The sequence below is a fragment of the Bacteroides mediterraneensis genome (assembly GCF_016900355.1).
GTDB lineage: Bacteria > Bacteroidota > Bacteroidia > Bacteroidales > Bacteroidaceae > Phocaeicola.
On the sequence record NZ_JACJKA010000002.1, the window covers coordinates 204,209 to 220,756 of the forward strand.

The window sequence follows — 16,548 nt, forward strand, 5'->3', positions numbered from 1 at the left end:
ACGTTTCCCGGTGCGGAAACGTAAAGAAATCGGAGAAAGATTGGTATTTACGGGCTTACGTTTCTCTCAATCAGTGGGAGGGCGGGAAACAGTCTTTCATAAGAATATCCTTTTAGGGTGATAAATTGTTTTGTTTATCCAATGTATTTGTTACATTTGTCGTGTAAAACAAATGAAATAATGAGTGTTTGAAAGCAATGGTGGAGAACGGAACTTATCAATATAAACGGATTGCCGTAAAGATAGGCAGTAATGTGCTGACCCGTCGGGACGGTACATTGGATGTGACCCGTATGTCGGCCTTGGTCGACCAGGTGGCGGAGTTGTACAAAGCCGGAGTGGAGGTGGTGCTGGTGTCTTCCGGGGCGGTGGCTTCCGGAAGAAGCGAGCTGAAACCCTTGAAAAAACTGGACAGTGTGGACCAGCGGCAACTCTTTTCTGCCGTGGGACAGGCCAAACTGATTAACCGGTATTACGAACTGTTCCGCGAACACGGCATTACAGTAGGGCAGGTGCTGACTACCAAGGAGAGTTTTTCCACCCGCCGTCACTACCTGAACCAGCGTAACTGTATGCGGGTGATGCTGGAGAACGGAGTGATTCCCATTGTGAACGAGAATGACACGATTTCCGTCACCGAACTGATGTTTACCGATAACGACGAACTTTCGGGCATGATTGCCTCGATGATGGACATGCAGGCACTGATTATTCTCAGTAACATCGACGGTATCTACAACGGCTCTCCTGCGCAGCCGGGTACTTCGGTCATCCGTACCGTGGAGCGGGGAAAAGATCTTTCCGACTACATCCAGACCGAGAAATCTGGTTTTGGTAGAGGAGGCATGCTCACCAAGAGTACCATTGCCCGCAAGGTGGCCGATGAAGGCATTACGGTGATTATAGCTAACGGAAAGAAAGAGAATATCCTGCTCGATTTGTTGTGTCATCCCGATACCACGGTATGTACCCGTTTTCTCCCGGCCTCAGCAGAGGTGTCGAGTGTCAAGAAATGGATTGCCCATAGTGAAGGTTTTGCCAAAGGTGAACTGCATTTGAATCGGCAGGCGGTGGAGGCCGTCAGGGGCAGCAAGGCGACCAGCATCCTTCCGGTAGGGGTGACGCGGGTGGCCGGTGATTTTGAGAAGGACGACATCGTACGTATCATGGACGAACAGGGACAGCAAATCGGGGTAGGACGTGTGTCGGCCGATTCTGCCGAGGCCGTATTGCTGGTCGGCCGTCACGGACAGAAACCGCTGGTGCACTATGACTACCTTTATCTGGAGTGAGGTTAAATCGTCCTCATTCCATGGAAACCGTCCTGTGCTCGGCGATGGACTGGATGGATAACGGAGTAACCGAAGTCCAGAGTGCCAAGTCGCGCAGGTCGGCCGGGTAAGCGAGCTCCTGTTTCAAATCTGCCTCCAATGCTTTGAGCATGATGTAGTCCATGCCCTCGTGGTGGGTATCCAGGCGGAGCGCTTCTTCTCCCCAATGTTTCCAGTAAGTATGTGTATATTGTTGCAAGTAAGGTGCATCCGGTTCCCAAGTTTCGTGGGGGCTTCTTCCTTCGATATAGATACGTTGCAATTCTCCCTGCCAGATTCCTTTCGTGCCTTGTACCTCCAGGTCAAGACTTCGGGGGCGGGGTAAGGTGGTGTCGTGCGTAAGCGATACCAATACGCCGGAAGCCGTTTCCAGCTGTGTTAGGACGATGTCTCCTTGGGTAACAGTCGGCCGTGCATTTCCCCCTAAATCCCGGATGCGCTGATGCAGTCCGGCTGGTTTGGAAGCAAAGGAGGTGAGGCGGACGAAGCGGTCCTTGCGAGGAATGCCGGCAATGAGACAGAGCGGAGCCAGACCGTGGGTAGGGTAGAGGTCCCCGTTTTCTTGCAGGTAAAACTTGCTTCGCCAGATACTCTCCGTCTTTTTCCGGTTGCCCAGGTTTCCTTTGTCGTCCAGCAGCAGGTTGCGCAGGTCATGGCGGTAGCCGCCGCGCAGGTGTACGATTTCTCCCAACACGCCTTCACGGACCAGATTGTACATGGCCAGTACTTCTTGACGGAAAAGAGTATTTTCCAAGGGAAAGACCTCCTTTCCGCAGACATCGGCCTGCTCAATAAGCGGTTGGTATTCGTGTAATGAAAGCCCTCCTTTGATTTCAAGCGCCACATGGCAGCCAGCCTTCAGGCAATACAGGGCATGAGGCACGTGCAGTTGCCAGGGTGAGGCAATGAATACCAGTTGCGGAGCATGCGTGGCAATCATCCGTTGATAGTCGTCACCTCCCCGATTGTAGCAAGGCACGCCATAGTCCTCTTCGTGGGCTTCCGGGTCGGCAATGGCGGTTACCTGGAAGTAAGGAATGTGGCGGGTAAGGGCCAGCAGTTGCTTGCCGCGGTATCCCATGCCGATATAAGCGATTTTGAGTGTTTCCATTGTTTGAAAGGTTAGGTAATGTAATCAGTGTCTGGACTCCAGAAACTGGATCAGCAATTCACGGGGCAGGGAGTAAGTCTTTCCGTGCGCTTGTACGTATTTCAACAAGGCTACTCCTTCCTGTTGCAGTCGGGCTTTGGGGACGATGTCTTTCGTGTCCTCTGCCATTTTCAGCATCATCATGGCCGCCAGTTCTATTTTTTCAATGCCGTCTTGTCCGTCCTGATATTGGTCAAGTAATCGTTCGCAATCCATTTGCGCCAATTGTTCGGGCGTCATTCCTAAAATTTGCCGGGCGGTACTTTCGTATTCTTCCCAGTCTGTTTGACTGATGCGCTTTCGGCGGAGAATCAGATTCGCGATGGCGGCGAATATTTCCTGAATCATGCGTATGAGATAATCTTGTCGAATCATAGTTTTTTGTCTTTCGATTGCAAAGTTCGAAATATTTTTCTTGCTTTTTCATAATCTTTCGTATTTTTGAAGGAAGAACTAAAAAATCGAACTATGGATGAACAGATAAGACAGATAGGAGAACGCATCCGTGGCTTGCGCGATGCCTTGGAACTGAGTATGGAAGAAATGGCCGACCGTTGTGGATTGCGAGTAGAGCAGTACCGTAAGATTGAGTCGGGAGATTTTGACATTTCCGTCAGTACCTTGCAGCAAATTGCACGGAAATTTGACATTCCACTGGACGTGCTGATGTTTGGGGAAGAACCCAAGATGAATTCTTATTTCTTGACTCGCTGGGGAACCGGCATCTCGGTAGAACGTACGAAAGCCTACAAATACCAGGCACTGGCTTCCGGCTTTCGGAACCGCAAGGCCGACCCGTTTTTGGTGACGGTGGAGCCGAAGCCAGAGGATACACCTATTTATTATAATACCCATTACGGTCAGGAGTTCAACATGGTGCTGGAAGGCCGGATGTTGTTAAGCATTAACGGGAGAGACCTGATTTTGGAGCAGGGAGACAGCCTTTATTTTGACTCCTCTCTTCCGCACGGCATGAAGGCCCTCGACGGAAAGGCCGTGAAATTCCTGGCAATTGTAATGTAGAAATTAAGACTGAAAAATATATGTTAGAAAGATTCGTTGAACAGACTCATTTTACCTCGCAAGAGGACTTCATCGCACATTTTAAGGTAAAAGTGCCGGAAAATTTCAATTTCGGTTATGATGTGGTAGATGCTTGGGCGGCAGAACGTCCGGAAAAGAACGCTTTGCTTTGGACCAACGATAAAGGCGAGCACATTCAGTTTACGTATGCAGATTTGAAGAAATATACCGATATGACGGCTTCCTACTTCCAGAGCCTGGGTATCGGGCAGGGCGATAAGGTGATGCTGATTCTGAAACGCCGTTATGAATTCTGGTTCTCCATCATTGCCTTGCACAAGATTGGGGCCATCACCATTCCGGCCACGCATTTGCTGACCAAGAAAGACATTGTGTACCGCTGTCAGGCAGCGGGCATCAAGGTGATTGTGGCCGCCGGCGAGCCGGTTATCACGAAACATATTCTGGATGCCATGCCCGAATCGCCAACGGTGGAACGGCTGGTAAGCGTAGGTCCGGAATATCCGGAAGGCTTTGAAGACTTTCATAAAGGAATGGAGGCAGCCCCTCCTTTCGTACGTCCGGCACATGTGAATACCAACGACGACATTTCTTTGATGTATTTCACCTCGGGTACAACCGGTGAACCGAAGATGGTGGCCCATGATTTCACGTATCCGTTGGGACATATTGCTACGGGATGCTTCTGGCATAACCTCCATGAAGACAGCTTACATTTCACCATTGCCGATACGGGATGGGGGAAGGCCGTATGGGGAAAACTCTACGGGCAGATGATTGCCGGAGCCAATATCTTTGTGTACGACCATGAGAAGTTTACACCGGCTGATATTTTGCAGAAAATCCATGATTATCATATCACTTCGCTTTGTGCGCCTCCTACCATCTACCGCTTCCTGATTCGGGAAGACTTGTCGAAGTACGATTTGTCGTCATTGGAATATTGTACCACGGCAGGCGAAGCCTTGAATTACTCTGTGTATGAAACCTTCAAGCGTATCACGGGCATCCGGTTGATGGAAGGTTTCGGACAGACGGAAACAGCCCTGACACTGGCTACCTTCCCATGGATGGAGCCCAAACCGGGCAGTATGGGCGTGCCTAATCCGCAGTATGACATTGACCTGCTCAAGCCAGACGGCCGCTCGGCAGAAGACGGAGAACAGGGACAGATTGTGGTACGTACCGACAAGGGCAAACCGCTGGGCTTGTTCAAGGAATACTATCGTGACCCGGCCTTGACACACGAAGCTTGGCACGACGGAGTCTATTACACGGGGGATGTGGCCTGGCGTGACGAGGACGGTTACTACTGGTTTGTAGGTCGTGCCGACGATGTCATCAAAAGCTCGGGTTACCGTATCGGCCCGTTCGAAGTAGAAAGTGCCCTGATGACTCATCCGGCGGTGGTGGAATGTGCCATTACGGGTGTGCCCGATGAAATTCGCGGGCAGGTAGTGAAGGCGACCATCGTACTGGCAAAGGATTACAAGCAGAAAGCCGGACCGGAACTGGTGAAGGAACTGCAAGACCATGTGAAACGGGTGACGGCACCTTACAAATATCCGCGTGTCATTGAGTTTGTCGACGAATTGCCGAAGACCATCAGTGGTAAAATCCGCCGAGTGGAAATTCGAGAAAAAGACAATGCCTGAATGAAATGAAACTCAGAAAGCCGGGATGCGGTAAAGCGTTCCGGCTTTTTTGTGTCAGAAAATCAGATGCGTGTATCGGCTCCCCACATCATTTTCTCGCGCAAGGTGTTGAAGAAAGAGTGATGGCAACGTTTCACAATGCGGATGAAATGTTCACCCCGACGGATGGTCAGCCGACTGCCTTCGCGGAAGGTCTCGCTACGACCGTCAATGGCAATCAGGAAATTGTGGCTGCGGCTTTCCACTTCTAAGGTGATTTCCCAGTCATCCCGAATCACGATGGGACGTACGTTGAGGCTGTGCGGGGCTACGGCGGTCAGGCTGATAGTACCGCTTTGGGGAACTAAAATCGGGCCACCTACGCTGAGGGAATAACCCGTGGACCCGGTAGGAGTGGCCACAATCAGTCCGTCGGCTTGGTACACATTCAATAATTCCCCGTTGATGTATGCCCGAATGGAAATCATGGATGAACTGTCGCGCTTCAGGATGGCGATTTCATTCAGTCCGTAGGGATATCCTTTCAGCACCTGTCCGTTGCTGGTCAGTTTCAATACCCTTCGCGGTTCGGCCAAGTACATTCCCTGATGAATCTCTTCAAAAGTTTCCTCCATCTGGTCGGGGGTAATATCGGCCAGGAACCCCAGACGTCCGGTGTTGATACCCAGTATGGGAATTTCCTTGTTACCCACCAGGCTGGCGGTTTTCAGGAAAGTGCCGTCGCCACCGATACTGAGGGCCATATCCGCCGTAAAGTCATCGTGACCGTTGAAAATCTCCAGTCCTGTCAGGTCTGCACTTGTATGCAAGCGCAGGAACTCGTAAAATTCCCGGTGAATACAGATATGGTCTTCCTTGTGCCGGAGAATCTCCAGCAGATGGGTCACGTGGGCTGATTTATGTTCCTGATACGTGTTTCCAAAGAGGGCGAATTTCATCTTTCGCTGCATATAGGGTGTCGTTTTTATCAATCTTTTTAAGAATAAACATGTCAAGTTTTTCGTAAAACCTGCTAACTTTGCACGATGTTGATGCAAAGATAGTGAAAGGCAAGGGCAGAGACAAACGGAAAACAAAGTTTTCAGATTGGACTATGCCGGGCCGCATCCTGTCTTCGCGTGAGCAAAGATAACGAAATTCACGGAATATGACTAAATTAAGTGTAAACATAAATAAGGTGGCTACGCTTCGTAATGCACGTGGCGGAAATAACCCGGATGTAGAGAAAGTGGCCTTGGACTGCGAGCAGTTTGGGGCGGAAGGTATCACGGTTCATCCTCGTCCGGATGAACGGCATATCCGCTATTCGGATGTGTATGCCTTGCGCCCAGTATTGAAAACGGAATTTAATATTGAAGGATATCCCTCAAAGGAGTTTGTCGATCTGGTATTGAAGGTGAAACCTACCCAGGTGACGTTGGTACCGGATGCGCCCGATCAGATTACCTCCAACTGTGGTTGGGATACCAAAACACATCAGGCATTCCTGACGGAACTGATGGACACTTTCGGAGAAGCAGGTATCCGTACGTCTATTTTTGTGGGGACAGACTTGGAACTGATTGAATATGCAGCCAAAACAGGGGCCGACCGGGTGGAACTGTACACCGAACCTTATGCTTCCCTTTATCCCAAAAATCCGGAAGCCGCTGTGGCTCCTTTTGTGGAAGCTGCCGACCGCGTACATAAACTGGGGATGGGACTGAACGCCGGACACGATTTGAGTCTGGTGAACCTGAAGTATTTCCATGAGCATATTCCTTGGCTGGATGAGGTTTCCATCGGCCATGCCTTGATATGCGATGCATTGTATTTAGGATTGAAGAAAACCATTGAAGAATATAAAAATTGCCTTCGTTAAATTATGATGACTTTAACTTTACTGGCTGCCGCTCAGGCTGTAGCCGACACGATGGCCGGAGCAAATCCGGTGCTGACTCCGGTTTCTTCCGGTGAGCCACAGATGAATCTTTGGGACATGGCCTGCAAGGGAGGCTGGATTATGATTGTACTGGCTGTGATGTCGGTAATTGCTTTCTATATTTTCTTTGAACGGGCAGTAGCCATTCGTAAGGCGGGAAAAGATGACCCTTTGTTTATGGACCGTATCCGCGACTATATCAAGTCGGGTGAAATTAAGTCGGCCATTAACTATTGCCGCATTACGAACACTCCTTCGGCTCGCATGATTGAGAAAGGAATCACCCGTATGGGCCGTCCGGTAGCCGACGTGCAGGCTGCCATCGAGAATACCGGAAACATTGAAGTGGCCAAGCTGGAAAACGGCTTGTCTATCATGGCCACCATTTCGAGTGGGGCCCCGATGCTGGGATTCCTCGGTACGGTGACCGGTATGGTGCGTGCCTTCTGGAACATGGCCAACGCGGGCAATAACATCGACATCACTTTGTTGTCGAGCGGTATTTACGAAGCCATGATTACTACGGTAGGTGGATTGGTGGTAGGTATTGCTACAATGTTTGCCTACAATCACTTGGTATACCGTGTAGACAAGGTGGTGAGTCAGATGGAAGCACGCACATTGGCTTTCATGGACTTGTTGAATGAACCGACTGAAAAATAAACGCGTATGGCATTAAAGAGAAGACAGAAAATATCACCCAGCTTCAGCATGTCGTCTATGACCGACCTGATATTTCTGCTGTTGATATTTTTTATGATCACTTCTACCATGGTATCGCCGAATGCCATCAAGGTGCTTCTGCCGCAAGGTTCGGAGCAGACTTCGGCAAAGCCTATGGCACGGGTGATCATTGACAAAGACCTGAATTATTACGGCGCCTTCGGTAACGAGGATGAAATGCCGCTGGCCATTGACGAGGTGCCCGCATTTCTTCAGAAATGTGCCCGGAAAGAACCGGAGATGTATGTGGCCTTGTACGCCGACGAGTCCATTCCGTATCGTGAAATCGTCCGGATATTGAACATTGCAAATGAGAACCATTTCAAAATGGTCTTGGCAACTCGCCGTCCGGATAAAAACTAAAAAGCAGAGTGACGTTGAAAAAAAATAAGGTAATCGGAATTGTATGTACGGTGGTTTTGCACCTGCTGGTGTTGCTGCTGCTGTTTCTTCTGAAGCTGACCGTACCGGCAGAACAGGAGGAAGGCGGTGTGCCCGTGATGCTGGGCAACACGGAACTGGCGGGAGGGGAAGCCGACCCTTATACCTTGACCGAGGTGGATATGATGCCTTCGGAAGCTCCTGCTGCGCAGGAAGCGGCGGAGACACCTGCCGTAGACCAGCCGATGATTACGCAGCAGGATGAACCTTCGTTGCAGGTGAAGAAGGAGACTCCGAAAAAAGAAACGCCCAAGAAGGAGCAGCCGAAGAAAACGCCGGTGAAGACCGAAACGCAGACCGTGAACAAGCCGAAGGAGAAGACTGAGGCGGAGAAACGGGCTGAAGCGGAAAAGGCTGCGGCACAGGCGGCTGCCAACAAGATAGCCGGTGCCTTTGGGAAAGGCTCTCAGATGGGTAGCAAGGGAAATGCTTCCGGTGCCGGTTTGCAGGGAAGTCCTACCGGGAATTCCTCCACTGGAAAGACGAGTGGTGTAGGCGGTTATGGTACCTTCGACCTGAATGGCCGTTCACTGGGCAGCGGAAAACTTCCGGTACCGGTGTACAACGTGCAGGATGAGGGCCGTGTGGTAGTAACCATCGTGGTGAATCCCGCAGGACAGGTCATCAGTACCAGTATCAACAAGCGGACAAACACGGTGAACCCGACGTTGCGGAGAGCAGCGGAAGAGGCGGCCCGGAAAGCCCGCTTCAATGCGGTGGATGGGGTGAACAACCAGAGTGGTACCATCACCTATTATTTTAAATTGAGATAATTTTTAATTCTAAACAGATAGATTTATGAAAGCAGTTTGTATCTTTTTGGCTGAAGGTTTCGAGGAAATGGAAGCCATGTTCCCGTTGGATATCATGCGTAGAGGCGGATTGAATGTAAAAACCGTGTCTGTAACCGGCAATAAGACCGTAACCAGCTCTCATCAGGTACCTATCGTAGCCGATATGTTGTTTGAAGACCTGAAAGAGGACGAAGTGGAAATGATTGTACTTCCCGGAGGACTGCCAGGTGCCACCAACTTGGATGCACATGCCGGACTGGACAAGCTGATCATGAGTTTCGCTGCTGCCGGAAAACCGCTGGCTGCCATTTGTGCCGCTCCGCTGGTATATGGCAAACGTGGTTTGCTGAAAGGCAAGAAAGCAACCTGCTATCCGGGCTTCGACAAGTTCCTGGAAGGAGCAGAATATACAGGCAACATGGTAGAAATTGTTGACAACTTCATCTTGGGTAAAGGTCCGGGTGCTGCGCCTGCCTTTGGCTTTGCTATTCTGGAAAAATATGCCGGTGCAGAAAAGACCCTTGAAGTGAAAAAAGGAATGTTGCTGGCATAATGAAGAAATATGTCATTGTGGTAGCGGGAGGAAAAGGCCTGCGTATGGGGGGAGAGATTCCCAAACAGTTCATACCGGTAAAAGGAAAGCCGGTGTTGATACGTACGCTGGAGGCTTTTCATGCCTGTGACCCGCAGATTGAACTGATTGTGGTGCTTCCGGTGGAACAGCGTTCCTACTGGGAGCACCTTTGTGCTGAATACGGATTTACCTTGCCTCACCGGATTGCGGCGGGGGGAGAGACCCGTTTTCATTCCGTGAAGAACGGACTGGCTCTGGTAGAGGAAGACGGATTTGTCGGAGTGCACGACGGAGTTCGTCCTTTTGTCTCTTCCCAAGTGATTGCGGACTGTTATGCGAAGGCCGACACCCTGCAGGCCGTAGTGCCAGTGACGGATGTGGTGGAAACCGTACGTCATCTGTTGCCCGAAGGAGGCAGTGAGACCGTATCGCGCAATGAATACAAGCTGGTGCAGACACCGCAGGTCTTTACGGTGGAACTGCTGAAACGGGCTTATGCCCAGGAATACAAGCCCTTCTTTACCGACGATGCTTCGGTGGTGGAAGCATTGGATCAGCCGGTACACTTAGTGCCTGGCAATCGGGAAAATATCAAACTCACCACTCCTTTTGACTTGAAAGTAGCAGAATCTCTTATCGACGACTGATGTTTGACTTATCCACACGTGACGTGAAATATTTACCGGGGGTAGGACCGCAGCGGGCGGCTCTGCTGAATAAGGAATTGAACATCTATTCCTTACGCGACCTGTTGTATTATTTCCCCTACAAGTATGTGGACCGAAGTCGTCTGTACTACATCCACGAGATTGACGGCAATATGCCTTATATTCAGTTGCGTGGACGGATTTTGAGTTTTGAAACGTTCGGTGAAGGCCGTCAGCGTCGGCTGGTGGGACATTTTACTGATGGTACGGGGGTGGTGGATCTGGTGTGGTTTCAGGGGTTGAAATACATCACCGGGAAGTACAAGGCTAACGAGGAATACATCGTATTCGGTAAGCCGACAGTGTTCAACGGGCGCATCAACGTGGCGCATCCTGACATCGACCCGGCGCAGGAACTCATTCTTTCCACCATGGGCCTTCAGCCCTACTACAATACCACGGAAAAGATGAAGCGTACCAGCCTGAACTCACATGCGCTGGAAAAGCTGATGAAGAATCTTTTTCAGGTCTTGCAGAAGGAAACCTTTGAAGAGACCTTGAGTCCTTCCTTGATTGCGACCCATCAGCTGATGCCCCTGACGGATGCATTATATAACATTCATTTCCCGCAGAATCCGGAATTGCTCCGCAAAGCCCAGTATCGGCTGAAATTTGAGGAATTGTTCTACGTGCAGCTCAACATTCTCCGTTACACCAAGGAGCGCCGTAACAAGTTCCGCGGACTGGTGTTCGAGCATGTAGGTGAGATTTTCAATACCTTTTATGCCCATCATCTGCCTTTCCAACTGACGGGGGCACAGAAGCGTGTCATCAAGGAAATGCGTCGTGACATGGGGAGCGGTCGGCAGATGAACCGACTGTTGCAAGGTGACGTGGGCAGCGGAAAGACCCTGGTGGCCCTGATGACCATGCTGATAGCCTTGGACAACGGTTTCCAAGCCTGCATGATGGCTCCTACTGAGATTTTGGCTACCCAGCATTATGAAACCATCCGCCACTTTTTGGAAGGGATGCCGGTGCGGGTAGAACTGCTGACCGGCAACGTGAAAGGCAAGCGCCGTGAAACAATCCTCCGGGACTTATTAACAGGGGATGTGCATATCTTGATTGGCACGCATGCCGTGATTGAAGATACCGTCAACTTCTCTTCGTTGGGACTGGTGGTCATTGACGAGCAGCATCGCTTTGGAGTCGCTCAGCGGGCCAAGCTGTGGGGTAAGAATACCTGTCCTCCCCATGTGCTGGTCATGACGGCCACTCCGATTCCTCGTACACTGGCCATGACCTTGTATGGCGACCTCGACGTGTCGGTCATCGACGAGCTGCCTCCCGGCCGAAAACCCATCCAGACCATCCATCAGTTTGACAACCGCCGGAAAAGCATGTACGAGTTTATTCGGAAACAGATTCAGGAAGGGCGTCAAGTGTACATCGTGTATCCGCTGATTCAGGAAAGCGAGAAGATGGACATTAAGAACCTGGAAGAAGGTTATATGCACATCTGTGAGGAGTTTCCTGAATATAAGGTCAGCAAGGTACATGGCAAGATGAAACCGGCAGAGAAAGAAGAAGAGATGCAGCGTTTCCTGGCCAACGAAACCCAGATTATGGTAGCTACTACCGTGATTGAGGTCGGGGTGAATGTGCCTAATGCCTCGGTGATGGTCATTGAAAATGCCGAACGCTTCGGGCTTTCCCAGCTGCACCAGTTGCGCGGACGGGTAGGCCGGGGGGCTGACCAGTCGTATTGCATTCTGGTGACCGGATACAAGCTGTCGGAAGAAACCCGCAAGCGCATCGAAATCATGGTGCAGACCAATGACGGTTTTGAGATTGCCGAAGCCGATTTGAAACTGCGCGGTCCCGGTGATTTGGAAGGTACCCAGCAGAGTGGGGTGGCCTTCGACTTGAAGATTGCCGACATTGCCAAAGACGGTCAGTTGCTGCAATATGTCCGTGGTATTGCCGAACGTCTGTTAGAGGATGATCCCGAAGGGGTGAAACCGGAGAACCGAATTGTCTGGCAGCAGCTGAAAGAACTCCGGAAGAAGAATGTGAACTGGTCGGTAATATCTTGATTGTGACTGTTTGGGGCTATTTGGTTAAATACAAATCCTTTAGAGAAAATGTGATAAGCTTTTATGAGGATGTCTTTGGTACAGAAACGAAATAGTCTTATTTGCCCGACGAACTCTTAAAACTGTCGGGTGACTCTTTATACTTGGTTGGAGTAATGCCTGTATATTTCTTAAAAGTAGTACTGAAATATCGGCTGGTAGAGAAACCGGTACATTCGGCTATTTCAGTGATACTGAGTTCGTTTTTCCGGAGTAATTCCATCGCTTTATCTATCCGTAGTTTATTGACATATTCATTAGCTCCCATATCAGTCAAAGCTTTTAGACGATTGTATAATGATGCTCGACTGATACCTAATTTTTGACTGATAAATTCGATGTTCAGATTTTCGTTTTCCATGTTATCGATGATGACTTTGTTCAACTTAAACAAGAAAGCATCATCGGCTGAGGTCGTCGGTTTGTCTGTTTCAGTAATTATGGAGTTATGGGTATATTTTAACCGGATTTGTTTACGTAAGTAGAGCCGGTTTTGTACACATTCCAGCAAGGAACTGATTTCGAATGGTTTTTCAATGTAGGCGTCTGCTCCGATTTTATATCCGTCCAAATGGCTTTGTTCATCGGTGCGTGCGGTAAGCAGAATTACCTGAATATGGTTGATATTCATGTCCTCCTTGATTTTACGGCATAATTCGTATCCGTTCATTTCAGGCATCATGATATCACTGATGATAATATCAGGTATTTCTTTGAGTGCAATTTGTAAAGCCTGTTTCCCATTTGAAGCCAGGTATAAGTTTTTGAAACTGTCTTTTAGACTTTCTACTACCAATTGACGTATGTTCTCATTATCATCGACAAATAGGCATGAATAATCTTGGGTATTTATAGAATTGACTATTGAAGTAATTGCCTGTTCGTTTTCTGTAGTTGCAGAGGTAATGTCATTCAGATATTCACGAGGTGGACATATTTCGGGCGATTCAGCATGAATGGGGAGTTCGTACCAGAAACATGCTCCTTCTTCAAAATTATTATATGCGCCAATCTGGCCTTTGTGCATTTCTACCAGAATTTTGGCATAGGATAGTCCGATGCCACTTCCCGTCCTTTCGTTCTCACCTTGATAAAAGCGTGTAAAGAGTTTCTTGGTGTTTACTCCTTGTAGACCTTCCCCTTGATCGATGACTGAGATACGTACAGACTGTTTGTCTTTGGTCAGTTCGGTTCTTAGTGTGATGCAACTGTTCTGAGGGCTATGTTTGAATGCATTGACTATCAGGTTTGTAAGGATGATGATATGATGTTCCTGATCGAATTCGACTTCTCCGATTTCGGGAGAAAGGTCATAAATAATAGTGACCTGTTTATCTTCTTCTTCGTATTTGAAATCGGTTGCAATTTCCTTTATCCAATTATTTAGCGGATAGGATTGTATATTTAGTTTAATTTGTTCCATTTCCATTTTTCTCAGGTTCAATACCATGTTCAGCAGTTCTTTCATTCGCTTGGATTGTTTTAAGATACTTCTGAGAGTGGAATATATAGGGCTATCTTGAGGAACTGTTTTTACCAGCTGACTTAATGGGGTATAAATCAGTGTCAAAGGCGTACGTAACTCATGATTGATATTTATTAGAAATCGTACTTTTTCTTCATAAATCTTTTGCTTATGTTCTTGTAAATCGGCTTTCATTCGTTCTTCTTTACGATTTAACAGATAAAGAATGAAGGCGATAAGTAATACTGCAAGAAGCAGTACCAATAAGAGAGTAAACCACCATGTTTGATACCATACGGGTGGAATATGAAACTCGATGACTTGTTTAGGAGGTGTCCATGAACCGTCTTTTGTACTGCAAGATACTGAGATTTGGTAGGTACCTGGAGTCAGTGAACGCAGTGTCAGTTCTGGAAACTTGCTATCTGTGACTGATTTTTCTTTCCCGTTAATATACCATCGATATACTTTTTTCCTGAATATATTACTTTCATAGGCCATTACTTTGATAATAATGGTTTTATTGTCGAAAGATAAGTGTAGTGAGTTTTTTCCTGGCTTAATATCAGAAAGATAACTTTTGTTATTACTGATGATATCTGTTAACTTCAATACAGGAGGGGTGGGGATGGTGATTTTACTTTTGTCCCCGTCGATATATACCATACCGTTGATACCTCCCATATAGATATCACCTTGTGGAGAAGCCCATACGGCTTTTTTCAAGAACTCATTGTCATCGGCACCATCGGATGAGTCTAAAGAGATCAGCTTGTTTTCACCGTCGAGCCATACAAATAATTCTTCATTCGTGCCGATCCATACTCGTTGTTGGTGGTCGCAGATTAGTGCAGTGATATTTTCCAGTTGTGGAGTATTTATTTGAACTTCTGATTGGGTTCGCGGATTGTAACGGAAAATTTTGTCAGGAAATCCAATCCAGAAGATACCGTGTGTGTCTTTGGAAACACATTCAATAGGATATTTTTGAGTAGAAGTATAAATTGTTTCTATTTTATTGTTTTGATGGTTAATGCTGTAGATATGCTTCAAATCGTACAAATATGTTTTTAAACTATCGTATCCAATGGGAATAGTTTGCCCTTCAATGGAAATTTGACTGTCACTTAATTGCTGTATTCTTCCACTTTTCAAGTAATATCTGTGTATTTGGGTCGAAAGTAGTAGAACGGACTCTGTCTCATCTTGGTACAGATTGATTCCTTTCCGGCCATATAAAGCTATTTGGTTAATTACTGCATTTGTTTTATTGAGTGGACGTATTTTACCTGTTTGTTTGTTGAAGAGAAATACACCTTTCGAGAAAAGGGAAATCAATAATTCTTGGTGAGAGTAACGGCATAGTGAAACTACTTTCTCTCCATAGGTTGCGGGATAATGTATGAATTGTTTTGTATGTGGATTGAATCGGTTTACCCCTCCTCCGTCTGTTCCTATCCATATGTCATCTGATTCTGGTTCCTGGAAAAAACTGAGAATTGCCTTTTCGCTCAATCCATTAGTATATCCGAGTGGAACATCAGAATATGAACGCACAATGGCACGACGGATATTGATAAGTCCGCCTTTTACACTTCCTGCCCATGTGTTTTCTTGTCCTTCACGTTGATACAAACTTAATATTGAATTTATCGGTAATGAATATTTATCCCCTGACAGATGCTTTAGAACTGTTACTGATTTTGTGTGAGGATCAATGATGTTGATTCCTCCTCCATCAGTTCCTGCCCATATTTTCCCATTGTGTTCACTTAAGCACAAGACAACATTGTGACTTAATTTTTGGTTTTCTGTATTGTAGCTTGCCAAGAGGTTGCCTTGCCGGTCAAAGCAATTAATACCTTTATTATAGGATGTAACCCATACATAACCTTTATGGTCTATCAAGACATGTGTGATTTCTTGTTCATTGGGTAAAGGAGATCTTTTCTTTTTCCCTGTTGTGATATCAAAAAGAAGAGTGCCTTGCCATTGGGTTGAGCAGAGTAGTGTGTGGTCGTCCCATGGCATTATTTCACGAATAGGGAAAGTGCTTGAATGGAATAAGGTTTTTGCTTGTTTTTTATGATAGTCGTATTGATAAAAAGTATTATGGTCGGCCAATAAAGTTTTTTCTTTTAGTTTACATAGTGCTGTTGCTTTGATGATGTTTCTATTTTCATCTAATACTGGAATGAAACAATCTGTTTCTCGTTGGTAATGTACGGTTCCATTGTCGGTTAGAATCCAAAGAGTGTGTAAACTGTCTTCTTCTATTTGGTATATTTTATCTCCAGGTAAGGAAAAAGGATTCCCTTCTTCATGAAAATAAGTTTTTAGTTCATAACCATTGAATTTTTCCAATCCTTGTTTGCTGCTAATCCATACAAAACCGTTCTCTTCCGCATAGATGTGTTGAATATATGCAGGAAATCCATTCGATATTGATAACTGCTTATATAAAAGTTCATCTGCCTGTATGCTGATTGGTGTTGGCAGAAAGAATAATAGTAAGAAAGGAACGATTCTATTAATGATACGACTCTTCATGGTTATAGCAAAACTTTGAAAGCAAAAATACGAAATTTAGTGGAATTGGATAATCATTTTATGGTTTTCTATGGGTTAAAATGGAATGGTTAATTGTGGTATGTAGTATGATATC

The 16,548-nt window shown here is 47.1% G+C and carries 14 protein-coding genes; 10 read left to right on the forward strand and 4 right to left on the reverse strand.

Features of this window, described 5'->3' with window-relative positions; genetic code table 11:
- Positions 1-197: 197 nt before the first annotated feature.
- Positions 198-1,292, forward strand: coding sequence for a glutamate 5-kinase (proB, locus tag H6A28_RS02685; protein ID WP_204478753.1), 1,095 nt, complete (start codon positions 198-200; stop codon positions 1,290-1,292).
- A gap of 13 nt (positions 1,293-1,305) precedes the next feature.
- Here the strand turns inward: proB and H6A28_RS02690 are convergent, their stop codons facing one another.
- Positions 1,306-2,442 (reverse strand): Gfo/Idh/MocA family protein, encoded by a 1,137-nt coding sequence (locus H6A28_RS02690; protein WP_204477192.1) that lies wholly within the window; start codon positions 2,440-2,442, stop codon positions 1,306-1,308.
- 24 nt (positions 2,443-2,466) lie between these two features.
- Positions 2,467-2,856 (reverse strand): hypothetical protein, encoded by a 390-nt coding sequence (locus H6A28_RS02695; RefSeq protein ID WP_204477191.1) that lies wholly within the window; start codon positions 2,854-2,856, stop codon positions 2,467-2,469.
- Positions 2,857-2,949: 93 nt separating this feature from the next.
- On the opposite strand from H6A28_RS02695, the gene H6A28_RS02700 reads away from it, so the two are divergent.
- Together H6A28_RS02700 and H6A28_RS02705 are read left to right on the forward strand one after the other, a co-directional pair.
- On the forward strand, positions 2,950-3,504 hold the full coding sequence (locus tag H6A28_RS02700) for a helix-turn-helix domain-containing protein (protein WP_204477189.1): 555 nt from the start codon (positions 2,950-2,952) through the stop codon (positions 3,502-3,504).
- Between the two features lie 20 nt (positions 3,505-3,524).
- Entirely contained in the window at positions 3,525-5,180 is a 1,656-nt protein-coding gene (locus H6A28_RS02705) for an AMP-binding protein (protein ID WP_204477187.1), read from the forward strand.
- A 62-nt stretch (positions 5,181-5,242) separates the two neighbouring features.
- On the opposite strand, the gene H6A28_RS02710 is transcribed toward H6A28_RS02705, so the two are convergent.
- Positions 5,243-6,130: an NAD kinase gene (locus H6A28_RS02710; RefSeq protein WP_177867296.1), complete on the reverse strand. Its 888-nt coding sequence runs from the start codon at positions 6,128-6,130 to the stop codon at positions 5,243-5,245.
- A gap of 197 nt (positions 6,131-6,327) precedes the next feature.
- Between H6A28_RS02710 and H6A28_RS02715 the strand changes: the two genes are divergently transcribed.
- From H6A28_RS02715 to recG, 7 genes are read left to right on the forward strand one after another with little or no spacing between them, the layout of a single operon-like run.
- Positions 6,328-7,041, forward strand: coding sequence for a pyridoxine 5'-phosphate synthase (locus tag H6A28_RS02715; protein WP_204477183.1), 714 nt, complete (start codon positions 6,328-6,330; stop codon positions 7,039-7,041).
- A gap of 3 nt (positions 7,042-7,044) precedes the next feature.
- On the forward strand, positions 7,045-7,764 hold the full coding sequence (locus H6A28_RS02720; protein WP_072541575.1) for a MotA/TolQ/ExbB proton channel family protein: 720 nt from the start codon (positions 7,045-7,047) through the stop codon (positions 7,762-7,764).
- Positions 7,765-7,770: 6 nt separating this feature from the next.
- Positions 7,771-8,187, forward strand: a complete 417-nt coding sequence (locus tag H6A28_RS02725; protein WP_204478728.1) for an ExbD/TolR family protein — start codon at positions 7,771-7,773, stop codon at positions 8,185-8,187.
- 14 nt (positions 8,188-8,201) lie between these two features.
- Positions 8,202-9,038 carry a TonB family protein gene (locus tag H6A28_RS02730; RefSeq protein ID WP_204478729.1) on the forward strand — a complete coding sequence of 279 codons (837 nt, stop codon included), beginning with the start codon at positions 8,202-8,204 and terminating at the stop codon, positions 9,036-9,038.
- 25 nt (positions 9,039-9,063) lie between these two features.
- Positions 9,064-9,612: a DJ-1 family glyoxalase III gene (locus H6A28_RS02735; RefSeq protein ID WP_177867293.1), complete on the forward strand. Its 549-nt coding sequence runs from the start codon at positions 9,064-9,066 to the stop codon at positions 9,610-9,612.
- The gene (locus H6A28_RS02740) at positions 9,612-10,280 is read left to right on the forward strand and encodes a 2-C-methyl-D-erythritol 4-phosphate cytidylyltransferase (RefSeq protein WP_204478730.1); all 669 of its coding nucleotides are present in this window, start codon (positions 9,612-9,614) and stop codon (positions 10,278-10,280) included. The genes H6A28_RS02735 and H6A28_RS02740 overlap by 1 nt, the downstream gene beginning before the upstream one ends.
- The gene (gene recG, locus H6A28_RS02745) at positions 10,280-12,379 is read left to right on the forward strand and encodes an ATP-dependent DNA helicase RecG (RefSeq protein WP_204478731.1); all 2,100 of its coding nucleotides are present in this window, start codon (positions 10,280-10,282) and stop codon (positions 12,377-12,379) included. The genes H6A28_RS02740 and recG overlap by 1 nt, the downstream gene beginning before the upstream one ends.
- Positions 12,380-12,476: 97 nt before the next feature.
- Here the strand turns inward: recG and H6A28_RS02750 are convergent, their stop codons facing one another.
- Complete coding sequence (locus tag H6A28_RS02750; protein WP_204478732.1) at positions 12,477-16,433, reverse strand: hybrid sensor histidine kinase/response regulator transcription factor; 3,957 nt, start codon at positions 16,431-16,433, stop codon at positions 12,477-12,479.
- Positions 16,434-16,548 lie beyond the last annotated feature (115 nt).

Excerpts from the sequence above, each read along its gene's own strand:
- H6A28_RS02695 (WP_204477191.1), bottom strand. The coding sequence starts at position 2,856 with ATGATTCGACAAGATTATCTCATACGCATGATTCAGGAAATATTCGCC.
- recG (WP_204478731.1), top strand. The coding sequence starts at position 10,280 with ATGTTTGACTTATCCACACGTGACGTGAAATATTTACCGGGGGTAGGA.
- H6A28_RS02725 (WP_204478728.1), top strand. The coding sequence starts at position 7,771 with ATGGCATTAAAGAGAAGACAGAAAATATCACCCAGCTTCAGCATGTCG.
- H6A28_RS02690 (WP_204477192.1), bottom strand. The coding sequence starts at position 2,442 with ATGGAAACACTCAAAATCGCTTATATCGGCATGGGATACCGCGGCAAG.
- H6A28_RS02705 (WP_204477187.1), top strand. The coding sequence starts at position 3,525 with ATGTTAGAAAGATTCGTTGAACAGACTCATTTTACCTCGCAAGAGGAC.
- H6A28_RS02750 (WP_204478732.1), bottom strand. The coding sequence starts at position 16,433 with ATGAAGAGTCGTATCATTAATAGAATCGTTCCTTTCTTACTATTATTC.
- H6A28_RS02735 (WP_177867293.1), top strand. The coding sequence starts at position 9,064 with ATGAAAGCAGTTTGTATCTTTTTGGCTGAAGGTTTCGAGGAAATGGAA.
- H6A28_RS02710 (WP_177867296.1), bottom strand. The coding sequence starts at position 6,130 with ATGCAGCGAAAGATGAAATTCGCCCTCTTTGGAAACACGTATCAGGAA.
- H6A28_RS02700 (WP_204477189.1), top strand. The coding sequence starts at position 2,950 with ATGGATGAACAGATAAGACAGATAGGAGAACGCATCCGTGGCTTGCGC.
- H6A28_RS02715 (WP_204477183.1), top strand. The coding sequence starts at position 6,328 with ATGACTAAATTAAGTGTAAACATAAATAAGGTGGCTACGCTTCGTAAT.
- H6A28_RS02720 (WP_072541575.1), top strand. The coding sequence starts at position 7,045 with ATGATGACTTTAACTTTACTGGCTGCCGCTCAGGCTGTAGCCGACACG.
- H6A28_RS02740 (WP_204478730.1), top strand. The coding sequence starts at position 9,612 with ATGAAGAAATATGTCATTGTGGTAGCGGGAGGAAAAGGCCTGCGTATG.
- proB (WP_204478753.1), top strand. The coding sequence starts at position 198 with ATGGTGGAGAACGGAACTTATCAATATAAACGGATTGCCGTAAAGATA.